16 protein-coding genes and 1 pseudogene are annotated in these 16,268 nt (G+C 37.8%); 10 read left to right on the top strand and 7 right to left on the bottom strand.

The features are described 5' to 3' along the window. Positions 1-11: 11 nt before the first annotated feature. The 3 genes from J7E63_RS02230 (at position 12) to J7E63_RS02220 (ending at position 3,656) form a co-directional block, all read left to right on the top strand. Entirely contained in the window at positions 12-1,127 is a 1,116-nt protein-coding gene (locus J7E63_RS02230; protein WP_215010100.1) for a cysteine desulfurase family protein, read from the top strand. Between the two features lie 341 nt (positions 1,128-1,468). Beyond that, positions 1,469-2,455, top strand: a complete 987-nt coding sequence (locus J7E63_RS02225; protein ID WP_215010099.1) for an aldo/keto reductase — start codon at positions 1,469-1,471, stop codon at positions 2,453-2,455. A 418-nt stretch (positions 2,456-2,873) separates the two neighbouring features. Further along, entirely contained in the window at positions 2,874-3,656 is a 783-nt protein-coding gene (locus J7E63_RS02220) for a putative protein N(5)-glutamine methyltransferase (RefSeq protein WP_215010127.1), read from the top strand. Between the two features lie 361 nt (positions 3,657-4,017). Here J7E63_RS02220 and J7E63_RS02215 read toward each other — a convergent pair whose 3' ends face one another. The 4 genes from J7E63_RS02215 to J7E63_RS02200 form a co-directional block, all read right to left on the bottom strand. Then, complete coding sequence (locus J7E63_RS02215) at positions 4,018-4,797, bottom strand: Cof-type HAD-IIB family hydrolase (RefSeq protein ID WP_215010098.1); 780 nt, start codon at positions 4,795-4,797, stop codon at positions 4,018-4,020. Positions 4,798-5,195: 398 nt separating this feature from the next. Further along, a complete protein-coding gene (locus J7E63_RS02210; RefSeq protein WP_215004110.1) occupies positions 5,196-5,876 on the bottom strand; it encodes a zinc metallopeptidase in 681 nt (226 codons plus the stop codon). 182 nt (positions 5,877-6,058) lie between these two features. Beyond that, positions 6,059-6,340 carry a hypothetical protein gene (locus tag J7E63_RS02205; RefSeq protein ID WP_088088321.1) on the bottom strand — a complete coding sequence of 94 codons (282 nt, stop codon included), beginning with the start codon at positions 6,338-6,340 and terminating at the stop codon, positions 6,059-6,061. An 81-nt stretch (positions 6,341-6,421) separates the two neighbouring features. Next, on the bottom strand, positions 6,422-6,613 hold the full coding sequence (locus J7E63_RS02200) for a hypothetical protein (protein ID WP_215010097.1): 192 nt from the start codon (positions 6,611-6,613) through the stop codon (positions 6,422-6,424). A gap of 232 nt (positions 6,614-6,845) precedes the next feature. On the opposite strand from J7E63_RS02200, the gene J7E63_RS02195 reads away from it, so the two are divergent. The 4 genes and pseudogenes from J7E63_RS02195 to fsa all read left to right on the top strand — a co-directional run bounded on the left by J7E63_RS02195 (position 6,846) and on the right by fsa (position 9,741). Then, complete coding sequence (locus J7E63_RS02195) at positions 6,846-7,415, top strand: class I SAM-dependent methyltransferase (protein WP_215010096.1); 570 nt, start codon at positions 6,846-6,848, stop codon at positions 7,413-7,415. Positions 7,416-7,523: 108 nt separating this feature from the next. Next, the gene (locus J7E63_RS02190) at positions 7,524-8,687 is read left to right on the top strand and encodes an iron-containing alcohol dehydrogenase (protein WP_215010095.1); all 1,164 of its coding nucleotides are present in this window, start codon (positions 7,524-7,526) and stop codon (positions 8,685-8,687) included. A gap of 226 nt (positions 8,688-8,913) precedes the next feature. Further along, a pseudogene (locus J7E63_RS29460) lies at positions 8,914-9,039 on the top strand (phosphogluconate dehydrogenase (NAD(+)-dependent, decarboxylating)); the annotation flags it as partial. Between the two features lie 39 nt (positions 9,040-9,078). Then, the gene (gene fsa, locus J7E63_RS02185; protein ID WP_215010094.1) at positions 9,079-9,741 is read left to right on the top strand and encodes a fructose-6-phosphate aldolase; all 663 of its coding nucleotides are present in this window, start codon (positions 9,079-9,081) and stop codon (positions 9,739-9,741) included. Positions 9,742-9,899: 158 nt separating this feature from the next. Here the strand turns inward: fsa and J7E63_RS30285 are convergent, their stop codons facing one another. Beyond that, entirely contained in the window at positions 9,900-9,998 is a 99-nt protein-coding gene (locus J7E63_RS30285) for a winged helix-turn-helix transcriptional regulator (protein ID WP_308161885.1), read from the bottom strand. Positions 9,999-10,203: 205 nt separating this feature from the next. On the opposite strand from J7E63_RS30285, the gene J7E63_RS02175 reads away from it, so the two are divergent. Beyond that, positions 10,204-11,427, top strand: a complete 1,224-nt coding sequence (locus J7E63_RS02175) for an AraC family transcriptional regulator (RefSeq protein ID WP_215010093.1) — start codon at positions 10,204-10,206, stop codon at positions 11,425-11,427. A 222-nt stretch (positions 11,428-11,649) separates the two neighbouring features. Beyond that, the gene (locus J7E63_RS02170; RefSeq protein WP_215010092.1) at positions 11,650-13,773 is read left to right on the top strand and encodes a glycoside hydrolase family 3 protein; all 2,124 of its coding nucleotides are present in this window, start codon (positions 11,650-11,652) and stop codon (positions 13,771-13,773) included. Positions 13,774-13,843: 70 nt separating this feature from the next. Here J7E63_RS02170 and J7E63_RS02165 read toward each other — a convergent pair whose 3' ends face one another. Next, a complete protein-coding gene (locus tag J7E63_RS02165) occupies positions 13,844-14,248 on the bottom strand; it encodes a YsnF/AvaK domain-containing protein (RefSeq protein ID WP_215010091.1) in 405 nt (134 codons plus the stop codon). A 73-nt stretch (positions 14,249-14,321) separates the two neighbouring features. Further along, positions 14,322-14,846 carry a YsnF/AvaK domain-containing protein gene (locus J7E63_RS02160; RefSeq protein WP_215010090.1) on the bottom strand — a complete coding sequence of 175 codons (525 nt, stop codon included), beginning with the start codon at positions 14,844-14,846 and terminating at the stop codon, positions 14,322-14,324. Between the two features lie 255 nt (positions 14,847-15,101). Here J7E63_RS02160 and J7E63_RS30055 point away from each other — a divergent pair, with 255 nt between their 5' ends. Continuing rightward, the gene (locus J7E63_RS30055) at positions 15,102-16,265 is read left to right on the top strand and encodes an SEC-C metal-binding domain-containing protein (RefSeq protein ID WP_285289910.1); all 1,164 of its coding nucleotides are present in this window, start codon (positions 15,102-15,104) and stop codon (positions 16,263-16,265) included. The last annotated feature ends 3 nt before the right edge of the window (positions 16,266-16,268 follow it).

Here is a 16,268-nt window from a genome sequence, read left to right as displayed (position 1 = left end):
GGAATCAATCGATGGAAAAAATTTATCTTGATTACAATGCCAGCACACCTATGGCTCCTGAAGTAGTAGAGGCCATGAAACCGTTGCTTGATGACTTTTATGGGAATCCATCCGCCTTACATTGGGCGGGGAGACCTGTAAAAGAATTATTACATAGTGCCCGAAAACAGGTTGCTGAGTTAATAGGATGCTCCCCTAGAGAAGTTATTTTCACAAGTGGGGGAAGCGAGGCCAATAACCTTGCATTAAAAGGTTTTTATTTTAAAAATCGGCATAAAGGAAACCATATCATTACTTCTAAAATTGAACATCCAGCGATCATGAATCCATGCAAATTCCTCGAACAAATTGGGGCAAAGGTCACATATATAGACGTGGATCGGACAGGGAAAGTTACACTAGAAGAAATAGAAAAGGCGATCACTAAGGAAACGATCCTGATTTCGATTATGCATTCCAATAATGAAACAGGAACCTTACAGCCAATCCAAGCGATCGGGGATATAGCTAAAGAGCATGGGATAGCTTTTCATACGGATGCTTCTCAATCGGTTGGAAAAGTCCCGGTTAATGTGGATGATTTGAAGGTAGATATGCTCACGATTGCCGGCCATAAACTCTATGCTCCGAAAGGAATTGGAGCACTCTTTATACGAGAGGGAATCCAACTGGAACCACTAATACACGGGGCTGGGCATGAGTTTGGACTGCGTGCCGGCACGGAAAATACTTTACTAGCAGTGGGATTAGGAATGGCTTGTGAAATTGCTAAACAACAGGTAGGAAATCGTAGCATAAAAGATTTGACCGACTATTTTTGGCAGCAATTACAGGATGCGTTTGGAGACCAGGTAGTATTGAATGGACACCCTGAGGAACGTCTGCCCAATACTTTAAATGTAAGTTTTGTAAGAAAAATCGGTCAAGACTTGTTGTCAGCCATCCCATATTTAGCAGCTTCAACTGGATCAGCCTGTCATGCCGGCAGCATTGAATTATCACCGGTATTAAAAGAGATGGATGTTCCTGAAGAGGTGGGGATGGGTGCGATCCGCTTTAGCTTAGGCCGGTTTACGACGAAAGATGAGATTGATCAAGTGATGCAATCGTTAAAAGGAATATTGTAATTTCTTCGGTCTGGGACTAACTATTCGCAGTTAGTCTTTTTTCTCTGGGATTAAAGGTTCCTATCTTTGCATAAGCTTTTAGAATCGCTCTATCTTACTGATGGTAGATTATTTATTGGGTTAGGGTAAGAAAGAGGTGCTTTTTCTTACCGAAGTTAGATAATTTATCGGGATAGAGTAAGAAAGAGCCGTTTATCTTACCGAAGTCAGTTAATTTATCGGGTATAGGTAAAATAGTGCCTCTTTTCTATATTCACTAGTATCTTTAACTCATTTACTCAATGTAATTGGCGTATTATAATGTTCTTAATACGGAACGACATGAAGGAAGGTGTGTTGGAATGAAAAAAAGAATATTAGGTAAAACTGGGCTGGAAGTATCGGCGCTTGGACTAGGCTGTATGGGGATGTCGGATTTTTACAGTGGGAGAGATGACGACGAGTCTATTAAAACAATCCATTGTGCCATTGAAATGGGGATTACGCTTCTCGACACAGCTGATATGTATGGCGTAGGTAAAAATGAAGAATTACTCGGACGGGCTATTAAAGGTCGTCGGAATCAAGTGGTTGTTGCCACTAAATTTGGAAATGTAAGATCTGAAGATGGAGCTTTTCTGGGAATAAATGGCCGCCCTGAATATGTCAAAGAAGCCTGTGAAGCTAGCCTTCGCCGCTTAGGTGTGGATCATATCGATCTATACTACCAGCATCGAGTCGACCCAAACACACCAATTGAAGAAACAATCGGCGCCATGTCGGATTTAGTTAGGGAAGGGAAAGTGCGCTTTCTAGGTATGTCAGAAGCAGCCGCCCAAACTATTAGACGTGCTTTTGCTATTCATCCGATTACCGCTGTTCAGACCGAGTATTCCCTTTGGTGCCGTGACGTCGAAGATGATATTCTGCCCACTTGCCGGGAACTGGGAATCGGTTTTGTCCCTTACAGTCCATTAGGAAGAGGATTTCTAACAGGGCAGATTCAGAAATTTGAAGACTTAGCAGCCGATGATTATCGCCGCTTTTCTCCTCGATTCCAAGGAGAAAACTTCCAGAAAAATTTGGAACTGGTCAATAAAATTAACGAAATAGCACGGGAAAAAGCTAGCCAGCCTTCCCAGCTTGCCCTTGCCTGGCTGCTAGCTCAAGGAAATGACATTGTTCCAATCCCAGGCACGAAGAGAGTCCAATACTTAGAGGAAAATGTTGGTGCACTTGATGTATCATTAACAGAAACTGACTTAGCACGTATAAACGAAGTTGCTCCTCGGGGCGTTGCAGCTGGAGAACGTTACCATGAAGCTGGCATGAAAGGCGTTAATTTGTAATAAGCAAAAGGTAGATATTTGGGAGCAGCATAGGAGAAAAAAGAGGTGTAAATCCATAACAGGTCAGTTAACTCTCGCAAAACATTAAAAATGTAATGTAAAATAACCATCAAATTGTAAGTTAATTTGATGGTTATTTTTTATTAATAGATTGTGAAAGTTTGTACTTAAGCTTTGGTCCGTTTAAGAAGGAACATTAACTTTCACAGAGAATATATGAATTAAAAGAGAGGAGAAAAAAGATGAAGAGAAAAAATTTATTAGTATTACCTTTACCAGATTTTAAACCAGAAACTGAGTGGGTTATCTACCATAGGGGACAGATTTTCCAGATTCTTGCGAATTTAAAGGAATAAATAAAAGCCAACTTATAAGGAAAGATTGGGTGGTATCAATAGTAAAGCAAATTAAATTTTATATGGATGACCAAACTGAAGAAATTATCATCCATAAGCTTCGGACTTCTGGTAGTGTTTTTGCAGAAGAAGAGGCACTGCTACTTATATCTGAAGCACCGACATTGGATGACCTTATGAAAATGGTTGAAATGCGAACCGAGGGGATACCTCTTGAACACGTCATTGGGTACACAGAGTTCTGTGGTCTGAGGATAAAGATAGACTCTGAGGTCTTCGTGCCTCGCAAACGAACAGAGTTTCTTGTCCGTCAGGCCGAACCCCTAACTTGTTTAGGGGATATCGTTGTTGATATGTGTTGCGGGTCAGGAGCTGTAGGTGCAGCTCTTGCAGCAACTTTAGGACGGGTAGCCTTGTACTCTGTTGACCTCGACCCCGCTGCAGTAAGCTGTGCTAGCGGCAACATAACAGCTTTTGGTGGCCACGTTTTTCAAGGGGACTTGTTTACAGCCCTACCCCACTCCCTTCAAGGCCGTGTGAACATCGTAGTTGCTAATGCTCCTTACGTACCTACCGAGGCGATCAGGCTGCTTCCCCGGGAGGCTCGCCTGTATGAACCAAAACTGGCCCTTGACGGAGGGAAGGACGGACTTGACCTACAGCGTATGGTAGCGAAAGAGGCACCTCTCTGGTTAGCTCCGGGAGGGCACCTTTTGTTAGAAACAAGCGAACAGCAAGCATACCAAACCTTTGAAATTTTTTCTAGTATGGGGCTTATCCCTAAAGTAGCCAGAAATGATGAATTGGACGCCACGGTGATCATCGGTACTAAACCTAGCCTCTAAAGTAAATAGACAACTAGACTTAACCTAATATGATCATTGCTTGGTACGATACACAATGAAAAATCCTTCTTCAACATAAGAGTGCAAGTGCTTTAGTTCATTAAGCTTTAAAAGATTAAAATAAGGAATGGCTCAGAACAGTGAACTGAGCCATTTTTTAAATACAAAATTTGATGCAAAATACGTTGCTGAGAATCTTCCTAAATAGGGAGAAGTGTCATGATTATTTTTTACTTCCTAAAACAGTAATAAAACCATCCAAAATCTCATGACTAACAGAAAATCCTTTATATTTATAGAATTCTAAGGCAGCTTATGTATTTCTTCTAAGCTCTACTTGGAAATAAAAGGGGAGCGACGATTAAATTAAACCGAGGCGCTTTAATCCGTAGCGAACTCCGTCTTCTTCGGCGGAGAGTGTGACCATATCGGCTACTTGTTTCAATTCATCGCGGGCATTTCCCATGGCTACTCCCATTCCGACCAATGACAGCATTTCCATATCATTTAAACCATCGCCAAAGGCAACAGCTTCATCAGGTGCAATGCCGAACCTTTCCAACAATTTAGTCAAACCAACTGCTTTATTGGAATTGGACAAATTCACGTCACAGGTTCTTGCTCCTGAACTCCATCTTCTGAAATCTAATTCCGGAATCTTTGTTTGATAAGAAGCCTCTTCCTCCACGTCACAATGAAGGAATATTTGATAAATATCCTGTTCTGTCCAAAATTGAGGCGGGGCAAGTTCGGGCTTCCACGGATCATGTTGGTACGCTTCCACGACGAATGGATGGCTTAGATCGGTAGCTTTAAAGCTCGTACCTCCCAAAAAAGTCAGTGGATGTTGATAATCATTGGACAAAAGATGTACTTTCTCTAAAACATGTTTTTCAATCGCATTCTTGTATATTTCTTTTCCTTCATGATAGGCATACGATCCATTAAAAAAGACCATCGAGTCGACCCCAGTTTCCGAAAGGATGGACTCTGAAAAATAGGGAGCTCTCCCCGTTGCTATAACCACGTTTATTTTTTTCTCTCGTAACCGCTGAATCGCATCCTTTGTGGCAGGACTTAGCGTTTTTCCATGCGGGACGATCGTTCCGTCAATATCTAGGATGACAACCTTGTAATTCATATAACACACTCCTACAATGCAATCTTGCTTTGTTACGCAGGTATACTGCACAGTATAACATATTGAATAAAAAACCTATAAATGCAACTCTTATACATTTTAAAATGCAATAGGTAATATTATCAAATGGGTATATATAAATGAAAATTGTTTTGGATAGAATTATTCAATTCATTATTACTGTAATAATATTATGTAAACTAATTTTTATTAGGCTTAGAAAAAACAATTATTGTTTTGGGGTGGTAGACCAAAAAAAGACTGACTAAAAATAGTCAATCTAAGGTGACGAAAGGTGCTTCCTTTCGTCTTAGTATATAGTATGCAAGAGATAGGACAAGTGATACTATAAGCTTGATTAAAATTTACTAGGACTATCCACAACATCAATTATCTTATTAGTCCTCATCATTCCGCATACCTGTAAACATTAGAACAAAACGAAGTAATTCAGCTACAGCTACTACAGTCGCAGCCACATATGTTAATGCCGCAGCATTTAGTACTTTCCTCGCCCGATACTCTTCTTCATTTCTAATCAAACCAGAACCAATCATTACATTCAGTGCTCTTGAACTTGCATTGAATTCCACTGGTAATGTAATAACCTGAAATAGCACGGCCGCAGCCATTGCGATGATTCCTAGTAATAAAAGGTTGGCTGAAGAAAGAAGTAACCCTATTAAAATTAAGATAAATGAAAAATTAGAGCCGATATTAGCCACAGGCACTAATGCATGTCTCACGCGTAAAGGTACATATCGGTCCCTTTGCTGTAAACAGTGACCCACCTCGTGAATCGCAACTGAAATCGAAGCAATCGAAGTACCATTGTAATTAGTGGAGGAAAGTCTAACACTTCTACTTTTTGGATCATAGTGATCTGATAAATGACCAGACACTTGTTCGACTGACACATCATACAAACCATTTTGATCCAAGATTCTTCTAGCCGCCTGGGCTCCAGTTAAACCCGAGGAAGCTCCTACTTTTAAAAATTTAGAATAGGTATTTCTCAAGTACATTTGCACTAATAGTGGAATGATCATAATTAGAACAAAATAAACAATAAAACCCATGAAAGATGCTCCTTCTTTAGATGTCTAATTTACATACATTATTATACTTTATAGTGCACTTTTTTAGTATTAATGTGCTTGTTTCATTAAGGCCTAAAGATGTCATGAGATATGGAGAAAGATAATAATTGAAGTGGGAGAAGCCTCAAGTGCTTTTTTAATGGTGAGATAAGCGATTTATACTATTTCCTTTGTTTATTTCTGAAAGCAATAATATTTGTTTTTAATGAAGCATATGTTCCGATCGCTGCATAACCATAAAACCAACCCATAAATATTCCGCCAAGGGTGTTGTGCTTGTGACTAATAAAAATTGAGATTCCCAGGCCAAAAATAAGTGCAATCGTCGGTACAAACCATTTCGGTATTTTGAAAAAAACCTTAATTAGTTGAGTTAACAGTATAATGATTGGAATTGCAAATATTGCATCCCAAAAATTCGTTTTAATAGTGGGAAAATCCATCGGCAATCACACCTTTTTTTGGTTAATATGTGCAAATTCCATAGATTTATTAATCACTATTAAAGGAAAAGTTATTAATGTTTAGTTCATCGTAATATACCAAGCCAATCCTCCGATTGCACCTAGGATGACAATCACATAAATAGCCGTCAACCGTATTGTGTTTTGTTTTGTTGAACTTTTATAGTCCTCATCAGGTTTTCCTGTTAGCGCGAGTGTACCAATCAGGGCAGCTACTAATACGATAATAATAAGAGCCATACCAAACTTCATATGTTTCATCCTCACTAAGATTAATAATCAAAAGAAACTGAATTATTTAATAATAAATAATTTTTTGCCAAAATTATGGACTTTTCATTAAAGTTTCAATGTATGATTCTTATATTAAGGTTTATGATATAGAAAATAACCATCCAATTAACAAAAAATTTGACCATCCACTTTTGACTTATTGATCACTACTAACTCGAATTATTATCCAGTCACGATTAAGGAGTTCCAAATGAATCCGAAAAATAAATGGAATAGCAAATATAAAGATCGTATAAATCAATTGGAAGCACCAATGCCGAATGAGAGATTAGCAATCCTGTCACCTTATTTAACCGGCGGGTCTGCGCTCGATCTTGCATGTGGGCTTGGTGGAAACAGTCTGTTTCTGGCACGATTAAATTTTCAAGTACAAGCAATTGATATATCAGATGTAGCTGTCAACTATCTCGAGGAAATAGCAGGAAAGCAAAAGCTCGCTATTTTTCCTCGTTTGTGCGATCTGACGGATATGACCCACCTTAATTTGAATAATAGTTCTTTTAGTTTGATTGTCATTACGTATTATCTTGATCGATCACTATTTCCGCTGGTTAAATCAATCGTTAAAGACAATGGATATTTCTTTATGGAAACCTTTTATAAGTCTCCAAAAAAAGAGAGTCAGGGAGTATCCGACCAATATAAACTGCTACCTGGAGAATTATTGGCTGAGTTTAGTGATTGGAAAGTTCTTTTTTATGAGGAAAATGAACAAGAGGGACGACAGACGATTTTTTGTCAGAAACAAAAAATCGTCTGAAACCATAAGAGCATTCTTTAAGTGTCAGGCACCATTGATAATAATAGGAATGAAAGCGATTGTTTTTAATCTCTTAAAAGTTTACTATATTGTGTGGGAGGGATAAACATGATAGATTTTGTTTTTCAAAATAGTACAAAGTTAATATTTGGTAAAGATCAAGAGCAATTAGTAGGTCAAGAGGCCGTTGTTTATGGAAAAAAACTTCTCTTGCATTATGGCGGAGGTAGTATCAAGACTAACGGACTATATGATAGAATTCTGCAGTCATTGCTTGAACAGGGCATTGAAATAATTGAATTGGGCGGAGTAAAGCCGAATCCTCGAGTCAGCCTTGTTAGAGAAGGAGTTGCCCTTTGTAAGGAACATAAAATTGACCTTATTCTTGCTGTAGGTGGAGGAAGTGTAATTGATTCGGCCAAAGCGATCGCTGCTGGTGCGAAATATGATGGGGATGTATGGGATTTCTTTGAAGGGAAATCTACAGTTCAAGACTGTCTGCCAATCGGAGTTGTGTTAACCATACCTGCAGCGGGAAGTGAATCTAGCTCGGGCACGGTTATAACGAACGAAGATGGATGGTATAAGCGATCGACGGGTCATTCGACCATGCGTCCTAAGTTTTCCATTCTAAACCCTGTTCTTACATACACCTTACCATCTTATCAAACAGCGTGTGGGATCACAGATATGATGGCGCATATCTTGGAAAGATATTTCACTAATGAAAAGAATGTAGAATTAACAGATCGATTGTGTGAAGGGGCATTACGAGCCATTATAAATAATGCACATACAGTCATCGAGGACCCAACCAATTACGATGCAAGAGCTGAGATCATGTGGTCAGGCACAATTGCACATAATGATTTGTTAGGGACAGGAAGAGTTGGTGATTGGGGAAGCCACGATATTGAACATGAGATCAGCGGCATTTATGATATTGCACATGGAGCAGGTTTGGCGATTGTATTCCCAGCCTGGATGAAACATGTGTATAAACATGATGTAAATAGATTTGTTCAATTTGCTAATCGAGTCTGGGATGTAGAAATTGACTTAAACAATTTAGAAAAAACCGCTTTAGCAGGAATCAAGAAAATAGAACAATTCTTTAGCTCCATCGGTATGCCGGTAACATTGAAAGAAGCTGGTATTGGTGAAGAGCACTTGGAGGAAATGGCTAAAAAGGGAACAGAAAGAGGACCACTAGGCAATTTTGTTAAGTTACATGAAGCTGATGTTGTACAGATTTTACATTTGGCTAAATAAGAAAAAAACCTCGCTCACAGCATTGTAGCGAGGTTTCGTTTTGTTAATTTTATTTGTAGAAAATTTAACTGATAAAATAAATATCATTAATTCAAGATATTTTACTTGACGATTTTTGTCGGATAGATATATTCTTGTTACATACTTAAGAATTATAGTTTAACAAAATCTAACAAAATATCGGGGCTATTTGAGGGGAAAATAATAAAGGTCTTTTGATTTAATTGCTACGCCAGTTATTGCCAAGTCTTTATTCATATGATATCGTTCCTTTGAGAAGGTCACCTTTACAGGTAAAGTTGTAGCAGCATTAAGAAATGTGTTTGGTGGACATGCTGTCGAAAAGAATTAAAAAAAGCATTTATTTTATTAAAATTGGAGGAAAAAGATTATGAAATTTTTTATCGATACTGCAAACCTAGAGGAAATCAAAAAAGCCTATAAAATTGGTGTGTTATCAGGAGTAACAACCAACCCTTCTTTAGTAGCAAAAGAGGGAGTAAAATTCGAAGACCGTATTGCTGAAATCCTTAATGCTGTACCTGAGGTTGAGTCTGTATCTGCCGAGGTAACGCCTAATGCTTTGACTGCTGATCAAATGATTGAGGAAGCAAACGAACTTATTAAAATTAACGGTGGCGATAAAAATATCACCATTAAACTTCCAATGACGTTAGATGGATTAGAGGCTTGCCGTTATCTAACGAAAAAAGGTGTAAAAACCAACGTTACCTTGATTTTTAGTGTGAACCAAGCATTGCTCGCGGCACGAGCAGGTGCAACTTATGTTTCACCATTCTTAGGCCGGTTGGATGATATTAACGAAGATGGTGTAGAATTAGTCGCAAAAATTGCTAAGATGTTCCAGATTCAAAACTTGGATTCACAAATCATTGCTGCATCTGTTCGTCATCCAGATCATGTAACCCGTGTAGCGATGGCTGGAGCTCATATTGCAACGATTCCATTCAAGGTAATTGAGCAATTATCAAAACATCCATTAACAGACCAAGGGATTGAAAAATTTGCTGCAGACTGGAAAACGACTGTTTAAAAGCAGATTACTAATACGTATTTCTAAATAGAGTTATTTAAGCACCTTTATCTTAGTAATGATAAAGGTGCTTTTTTTTTTATATTCAAGAGCATTGAGCATTAAGAAACAGTAAAAAAATACCTCTCCATAATAAAATTATGAAGAGGTATTTTAATCTATAACCATTTATCTGCCCATTCTTCAAGAGCTTTAAGAGATCGTCCAAGTTCCGTTCCTTTTTTGGTTAACGAATATTCGGTCCGTGGTTTCCAAATCCTTAGGAAGTTTGATAATTTCGCATAATCTTCTATAATAAAACAAAAAGAAAATCCTCTGAAATCAAGATATTTTCGCGATTCCGGAGAGATAGTTAGTCTAAGAAATGAATTTATAGTATTAAAATTTTGCTGGATTTTCAGTGGATTACATGTTTCTTTGATTTTATTACATAGTTTTAAAGGATTCTGAAGGGTGATATTAGTGGATGAACTGGTAAGTAAATTTTGGCTAATTAAAAATGCTTTTAATATTGATGTACAAGCGGTCGATCATCAATTTCAAACGATTCTGCACATATCTGATGATAGGGAACCCCTAATTTTTGCAGAAGCTCGAAAGAAAATCTATTTGGATCTTAAAAAAGCTTTAGAAAAGGCAAATAAAAACAGTTTTTGTATTCATACAGATTCATTCCAACTATCGTATATGGCGATGCCTATAAACGAGGAAGAACTGTTTCATGGAATGGTTTTGGTTGGGCCTTTCTTGAATGAGCGGGTCACTGACCATTTTATCTGGAATGCGATGAGGGAAAATCACCTTGAAAATAATTGGGTAAAACCATTGGAGAAATTTTATAAATCCTTACCCTATTTGGGACAATCATACATAGCAATTGGCGATTTGTTAGTGAATCTATTAACGAATCCGCGAGTTGACTCCCATTTTATTACGACAAAAAAGCATAGTGAGCAATATCAACCGGATGTACAGCCGCAGGATTATGGCCAAGATGGTTTGGAAGTTAAGCTAAGGTATGAGGCAGAAAAGAAATTTTTACATTTTATCGAAACTGGGGATAAGGAAAATGCAATGAAAGCTTTGATTGAATTCACAGGTGATTTTTCATATAGAGTTCCAGGGAATCCTTTGCGAGCGAAAAAAAACCTTAGCTTTTCAAGTAATACTATGAATAGGATGGCTGCTGCTAAGGGAGGGGTTGAACCTCAATATTTACATGCTATTTCGGAAAAATTCGCACTTAAGATTGAGGCAGCGGTAGCGATGTCCGATTTAGATGCGATAAATTTCAGTATGATTGAAGAATATTGTGATGCGGTTAAGAATTTTGCTGTTAATGGATATAGTTCTGTTGTAAGGAAAGCATTAATGTATATAAATATCCACTTTAAGGAAACTATAAATGTGCAATCTGTAGCAGCTGAAATTGGATTTAATCGAGCATATCTTGCGAAGAAATTTAAAAAAGAATTGAATATAAGTGTCATTGATTATATTCATAAAAAGCGGATTGAAGAGGCAATTTTTCTTATGGAACAGGGTCATTTATCTATTACAGATATTGGTATTCAAGTGGGTTTTAGCAGCTATAATTATTTTTGTAAAGTATTTAAAGAAATAAAAGGAATGACAGCTACAGAGTATAAAGGGAGTAAACCATTAGAAAAAAAGGAGTATGATTAAAATCATTGACTCTTCTAACGTTAACTTTGTAATTTTATAAATTTGATTCAATTTCACTCTAAATAAATTTTATTTATAAAAAATAATTTAAAATAGTGTTCAATTTTATATAAAAGTTAACAATAATGGATGTGGAAACGAACTCAAATTGCTAACATGAATCTATCACTTGTCCCAACTTTTCCCGAAAGATGGGGATGAACAAGTTAAGGAGGCATTCAAATGGAAGTTAACCATAAACAACCGAATTTAGAAGTAAGAGTCAAGAACATTATTGAAGTTGATGGATTAAAATTTAAAGATCTGAATAACAGTGGGAAATTAGAACCATATAAGGATTGGCGTTTAAGTCCGAGAGAACGTGCGGAGAACCTAGTCTCATTGATGAATACCGATGAAAAGGTCGGAATGATGCTTATTAATTCTCGTCAGATGGGTCTTTCTCAAAAAGATAAGAGTAAGACAAGCCATGATGGTGTGTTAGATGAAGGAATTGTTGAAAAGGGCGAAACTATTTTTGCACTGGCAAAAGTATATGGAACCACGCATACGATTGAAAACATGCATTTGCGCCACTTTATTCTAAGAGACAATTGGAGTCCATCCGAAATGGCAGAATGGGTGAATACCATGAATGAAGTATGTGAGGGAACACGCCTTGGTATTCCTTGTTTAATCGCATCGAATTCAAGAAACGAAAATACTGAATTCATTTTTGGTATGAATGATGCAGCTGGGATTTTTTCCACTTGGCCTGGAACGTTAGGACTTGCTGCAGCGGCAAAAGGAGATATGAAAAATGGCGGTGATGCCTCTCTTATTAGCCAATTCGCCCAAATCGCACATGATGAGTGGGATGCGGTTGGATTAAGAAAAGGATATATGTATATGGCGGATACTGTTACGGACCCGAGATGGCAGCGGATATATGGTACATTCGGTGAAGACCCAGAATTTATTTCTGATGTTATCGGCCGCATCATTGACGGCTTTCAAGGGAAGACCCTCGGAAATCATAGTATTGCTATGACGACCAAGCATTTTCCTGGCGGTGGACCAAGGGAAAATGGATTTGATCCACATTATGAAGAGGGTAAATGGAACCTGTATCCAACGCCAGGAAGCCTAGAAAAGTATCACCTGCCTCCGTTTCGGGCAGCGGTAGAACATGGGACTTCATCGATGATGCCATATTATTCGATTCCTAGTATCAAGAAAAGTGTGGTTCAAGAATTCGAAGGGGAAGACATTCCTTTCGAAGAGGTTGGTTTTACATTTAATCATTATTTCTTAAATACGATCCTTAGAGAAAAACTAGGGTTCAAGGGTTATATAAATAGCGACAGCGGCGTTACAAGTAAAATGAGCTGGGGCGTTGAAACCTTAAGCGAGGCGGAACGTTTTGCTAAAGCGATTAATGCGGGGACAGATCTTATTTCTGACACTAATGATATTGAAAACCTAAAAAAAGCGATCGAAAAGGGATGGATCAGTGAGAAGCGGATTAATGAGGCCAATGTACGACTGCTTACAGAAATGTTTGCATTAGGACTATTTGATGACCGTACGTATGTTTCACCCGACCATGCTGCTGAAGCGGTGAAAAATCCAGCAAACTGGGAAGCTGCTTATGAAGCGCATAAAAAATCGGTAACTGTGCTTAAGAATCAGAAGCAGACCTTACCTTTAACAGCTGAAAAGCTTGAGGGTAAGAAGGTTTATGTGGAAGTTTTCCACAAGGAGACCGAACGAGCAACTTCTTATACTGAAAAAGCTAGACAGGAATGTCAAGAGCTTGGTCAATTTACTTTAACCGATAACTATGAAGAAGCTGATGTAGCTATATTGTTTTTAAGTCCAAAATCTGGAGCTTATTTCAATGCGACACCAGGACTATTAGAACTTGAAATATGCGAAGATAAAACGGTAGCTGCTTTGGATGGTACTTCCTACCAAGAAACGACTTTGAGTGGGATGAACCATTTAAAGGAAGTGGCCGACAGTATCCATATTCGTGGCGGCAAAGTAATCATGAGTGTTAATGTCATTCTGCCATGGATCCTTGGAAATGTTGAACCATTGGCAGATGCATTGATCGCTGGATATGATACCTACTATAAGGCACAGTATGAGGTTATGGCGGGCAATAGCTCACCAGTAGGTGTGTTACCGTTGACATTGCCAGCGAGTGAAGCGGTCATTGCGGTTAATGAAAATGGTGAGTGCGTGTCGAGAAATGATGTACCGGGTTATGTCAAGGACGAATATATGCCTGAAGGACTTAACTATGCTTATAAAGATAGCGATGGGAATATCTATAAACTTGGTCATGGATTAACCTATTAATTTAGCTAAGAGTCATAATGTAAAAACTCGCCAATATTATCGTGGAGAGTTTTTACATTATTATAGCTTTCTACAATTTATCATCAACCACTACTTTTACATCCCCAATTGTATCTATTTGGACTTTTTCTTCTTTCACATTTTCGTTAATCTGAATAATCTCTTCAAACTGATTCCTAAAAATTTCTACATCATTAAGGATAGTTGGGTTTAATATGACTTCAATACGATCTTCGCTTAGAGGAATATGACTGGTTTCAATTTGTGTAGTTGTTCCACTTTCTGGATTTAATATCTTTTTCTCAATAATTAGCTCTTCACGGATTATAGGGACGACAATTTGTTTCTCCACGGTATACGTTTTCTTATATACGCTAACATCTGCTGTCTCAACCCACTTCTTGTTAACCTGCAATTCTTCCTTATGTAGTTGGAGCGTTTTATCTTCTCGATGGTCATTCTTCTTTTCAGGCAACTTAATCTCTCCTCCATTGGAAAGTAGTGAAAACACCCTTCCATTGCCCAGCAATGAAAAGGTGTTTTTGTTTTTAGCTATTATTTATATCGTTAAAGCTTGACCCGTCGGAAACGATATCGACACTTCCGGTTGTATCAACATGAGCCTCTTCGTGTCTGAGTGTCTCTTGGACTTTCTGAGTATCCTCAATTTGACGTTTCGAAGCAGAAATCTCCTCGGTCGCAACCGTATACTTGTTTACCTCAACTTGCTCCTGGGTAACAGGAATAGTAATGGTTTCCTGAGATATAGTGGATCCATCGCTACGTTCGTTATTCAACGGTGTTCTTTTTATGACAACTTCCTCGTGCATTACAGGAACGTCGACAGTTCTTTGTTCTTCAACGACATCTTTAGAAATAACTACTTGTCCAGCATCGACATTATTCTTTACAATGTCTAACTCTTCCTTATGAAGCTGGAGAGAGCCGTCAGTTTTAGTATCTTGGGTACTTGTACTGGGATCGTTCCCTTGATTGCTCATAGTGGTTTGGCTATTTTCACTTTCAGTGTTTTGTGATTTATCATCACCGAATAATCCTAAATAGTCGCTCATAAAAATCCCCCTTGTATGTTGTTTATGGTCAAGCCTTTTTTATAATGTACTCATGTGGGTTCTTTATACTTTAAAATCATTAGAATAAAAGGTATGAAAAGATGATATTCGAGCTGATGTAAGATTCACTTTGTATGAAATATTTTCATGGCATAAATATTGTTTAATTATGAAACAATCATGTTTGGAGCTGGTGACTAAAAAGAATATAATTAAATTGAGTTTGATCAAATGTATTGTGGAGGGGATTTCATTTTGACATTTTTAGAAAAAATTAAACCGCACTTGATTAGCCATGATATATTAATTCAAGAAACGGTGCTTCATGCATTACACGATTATCCAAACGTCCCAGAAGAATGGACAATAGAATTATTGAAGGAAGCCTTTAAAAACCAGGACAAGCAATCCTCAATTTTAATCTACATAGAAAACATGAAAATCAATGAAGACGCTGTCAAAGTTTTACTAGAAAATATGCCAAAAATGGACAAGACCAAGATCCACTTAGCGGTGAATTTGTTGGAACGTATCGATCCAAAGCTCGCTCTAAAATATAGAGAGCAACTACATAGATTCATTGGTGAGGATCGTTGGCCATTATATGAGCTAATAGTAAATGGTACGAAAGAAGAAGTTTGGAATAAATATGCAAAAACAATAAATACTCTTGACCAAGCCGATTCTTATCAGCATCCACTTTACATACAAGCTAAAAATCTGGCTGCATGCATCGTTCAAAATGGCTGGATCACTAAAGAAGAAATCGATGTGTTTATCCAAGAAGAATTAATAGAGGATTGGTTTTCATTTAATGGTATCTTGACGGTGTATATGATTGGATTACTGAAACTTGAGAAGCATATCCCATTTCTAGCCAGTTTGTTAAACCGTGATGAAGATATCTTGTTAGAAGAAGTTGCATCGGCGTTAATTCGGTTTCAATCCGATGAGGTAGTCGAAGCTGTTGGTCCTTATTTAAAGCAATCGGATTCGATTATTTTTGCTAGTTCCGTTATCGAAAATATTAAATCAGACCTCGCGGTTCAGGTTTTGAGAGAGGCCTATCAATATTCAGATGAACTAGAAGATCAGGATATGCTGATTGAAGCACTCTGTCATCAGCTTTCTAAAGATGCGCTTCCTGAAATTAGCGATCATATGAAAAAAGAATACTTCTCAAGCCTAGTAGATATTGAACAGACGGTTTATAGTTATTATTCCATTTTAGGTGAGCCACATCCGGAACTAATGGATTGGAAGCTAGCAGCACTTGGAAGAGAAATAGAATTTAGAAATAAAAGCAAGCAGGGTGAAATTTCCCAAAACAGTCCAATTTTAACGGAAAATAAAGTTGGGCGGAATGATCCGTGCCCGTGTGGAAGCGGCAAAAAATATAAAAAGTGCTGTGGCAAATAAGGA

It is taken from the genome of Bacillus sp. ISL-75 (genome assembly GCF_018613095.1).
The sequence above is the reverse complement of the archived record's forward strand: the minus strand, read 5'-3'. Positions and strand labels throughout refer to the sequence as shown.

Bases quoted from the DNA above. Each gene is read 5' to 3' on its own strand.
- J7E63_RS02220 (WP_215010127.1), top strand. From the start codon at position 2,874: ATGGATGACCAAACTGAAGAAATTATCATCCATAAGCTTCGGACTTCT.
- J7E63_RS02205 (WP_088088321.1), bottom strand. From the start codon at position 6,340: ATGGATTTTCCCACTATTAAAACGAATTTTTGGGATGCAATATTTGCA.
- J7E63_RS02200 (WP_215010097.1), bottom strand. From the start codon at position 6,613: ATGAAGTTTGGTATGGCTCTTATTATTATCGTATTAGTAGCTGCCCTG.
- J7E63_RS02230 (WP_215010100.1), top strand. From the start codon at position 12: ATGGAAAAAATTTATCTTGATTACAATGCCAGCACACCTATGGCTCCT.
- J7E63_RS02210 (WP_215004110.1), bottom strand. From the start codon at position 5,876: ATGGGTTTTATTGTTTATTTTGTTCTAATTATGATCATTCCACTATTA.
- J7E63_RS02195 (WP_215010096.1), top strand. From the start codon at position 6,846: ATGAATCCGAAAAATAAATGGAATAGCAAATATAAAGATCGTATAAAT.
- fsa (WP_215010094.1), top strand. From the start codon at position 9,079: ATGAAATTTTTTATCGATACTGCAAACCTAGAGGAAATCAAAAAAGCC.
- J7E63_RS02225 (WP_215010099.1), top strand. From the start codon at position 1,469: ATGAAAAAAAGAATATTAGGTAAAACTGGGCTGGAAGTATCGGCGCTT.
- J7E63_RS02215 (WP_215010098.1), bottom strand. From the start codon at position 4,797: ATGAATTACAAGGTTGTCATCCTAGATATTGACGGAACGATCGTCCCG.
- J7E63_RS02190 (WP_215010095.1), top strand. From the start codon at position 7,524: ATGATAGATTTTGTTTTTCAAAATAGTACAAAGTTAATATTTGGTAAA.
- J7E63_RS02160 (WP_215010090.1), bottom strand. From the start codon at position 14,846: ATGAGCGACTATTTAGGATTATTCGGTGATGATAAATCACAAAACACT.
- J7E63_RS02170 (WP_215010092.1), top strand. From the start codon at position 11,650: ATGGAAGTTAACCATAAACAACCGAATTTAGAAGTAAGAGTCAAGAAC.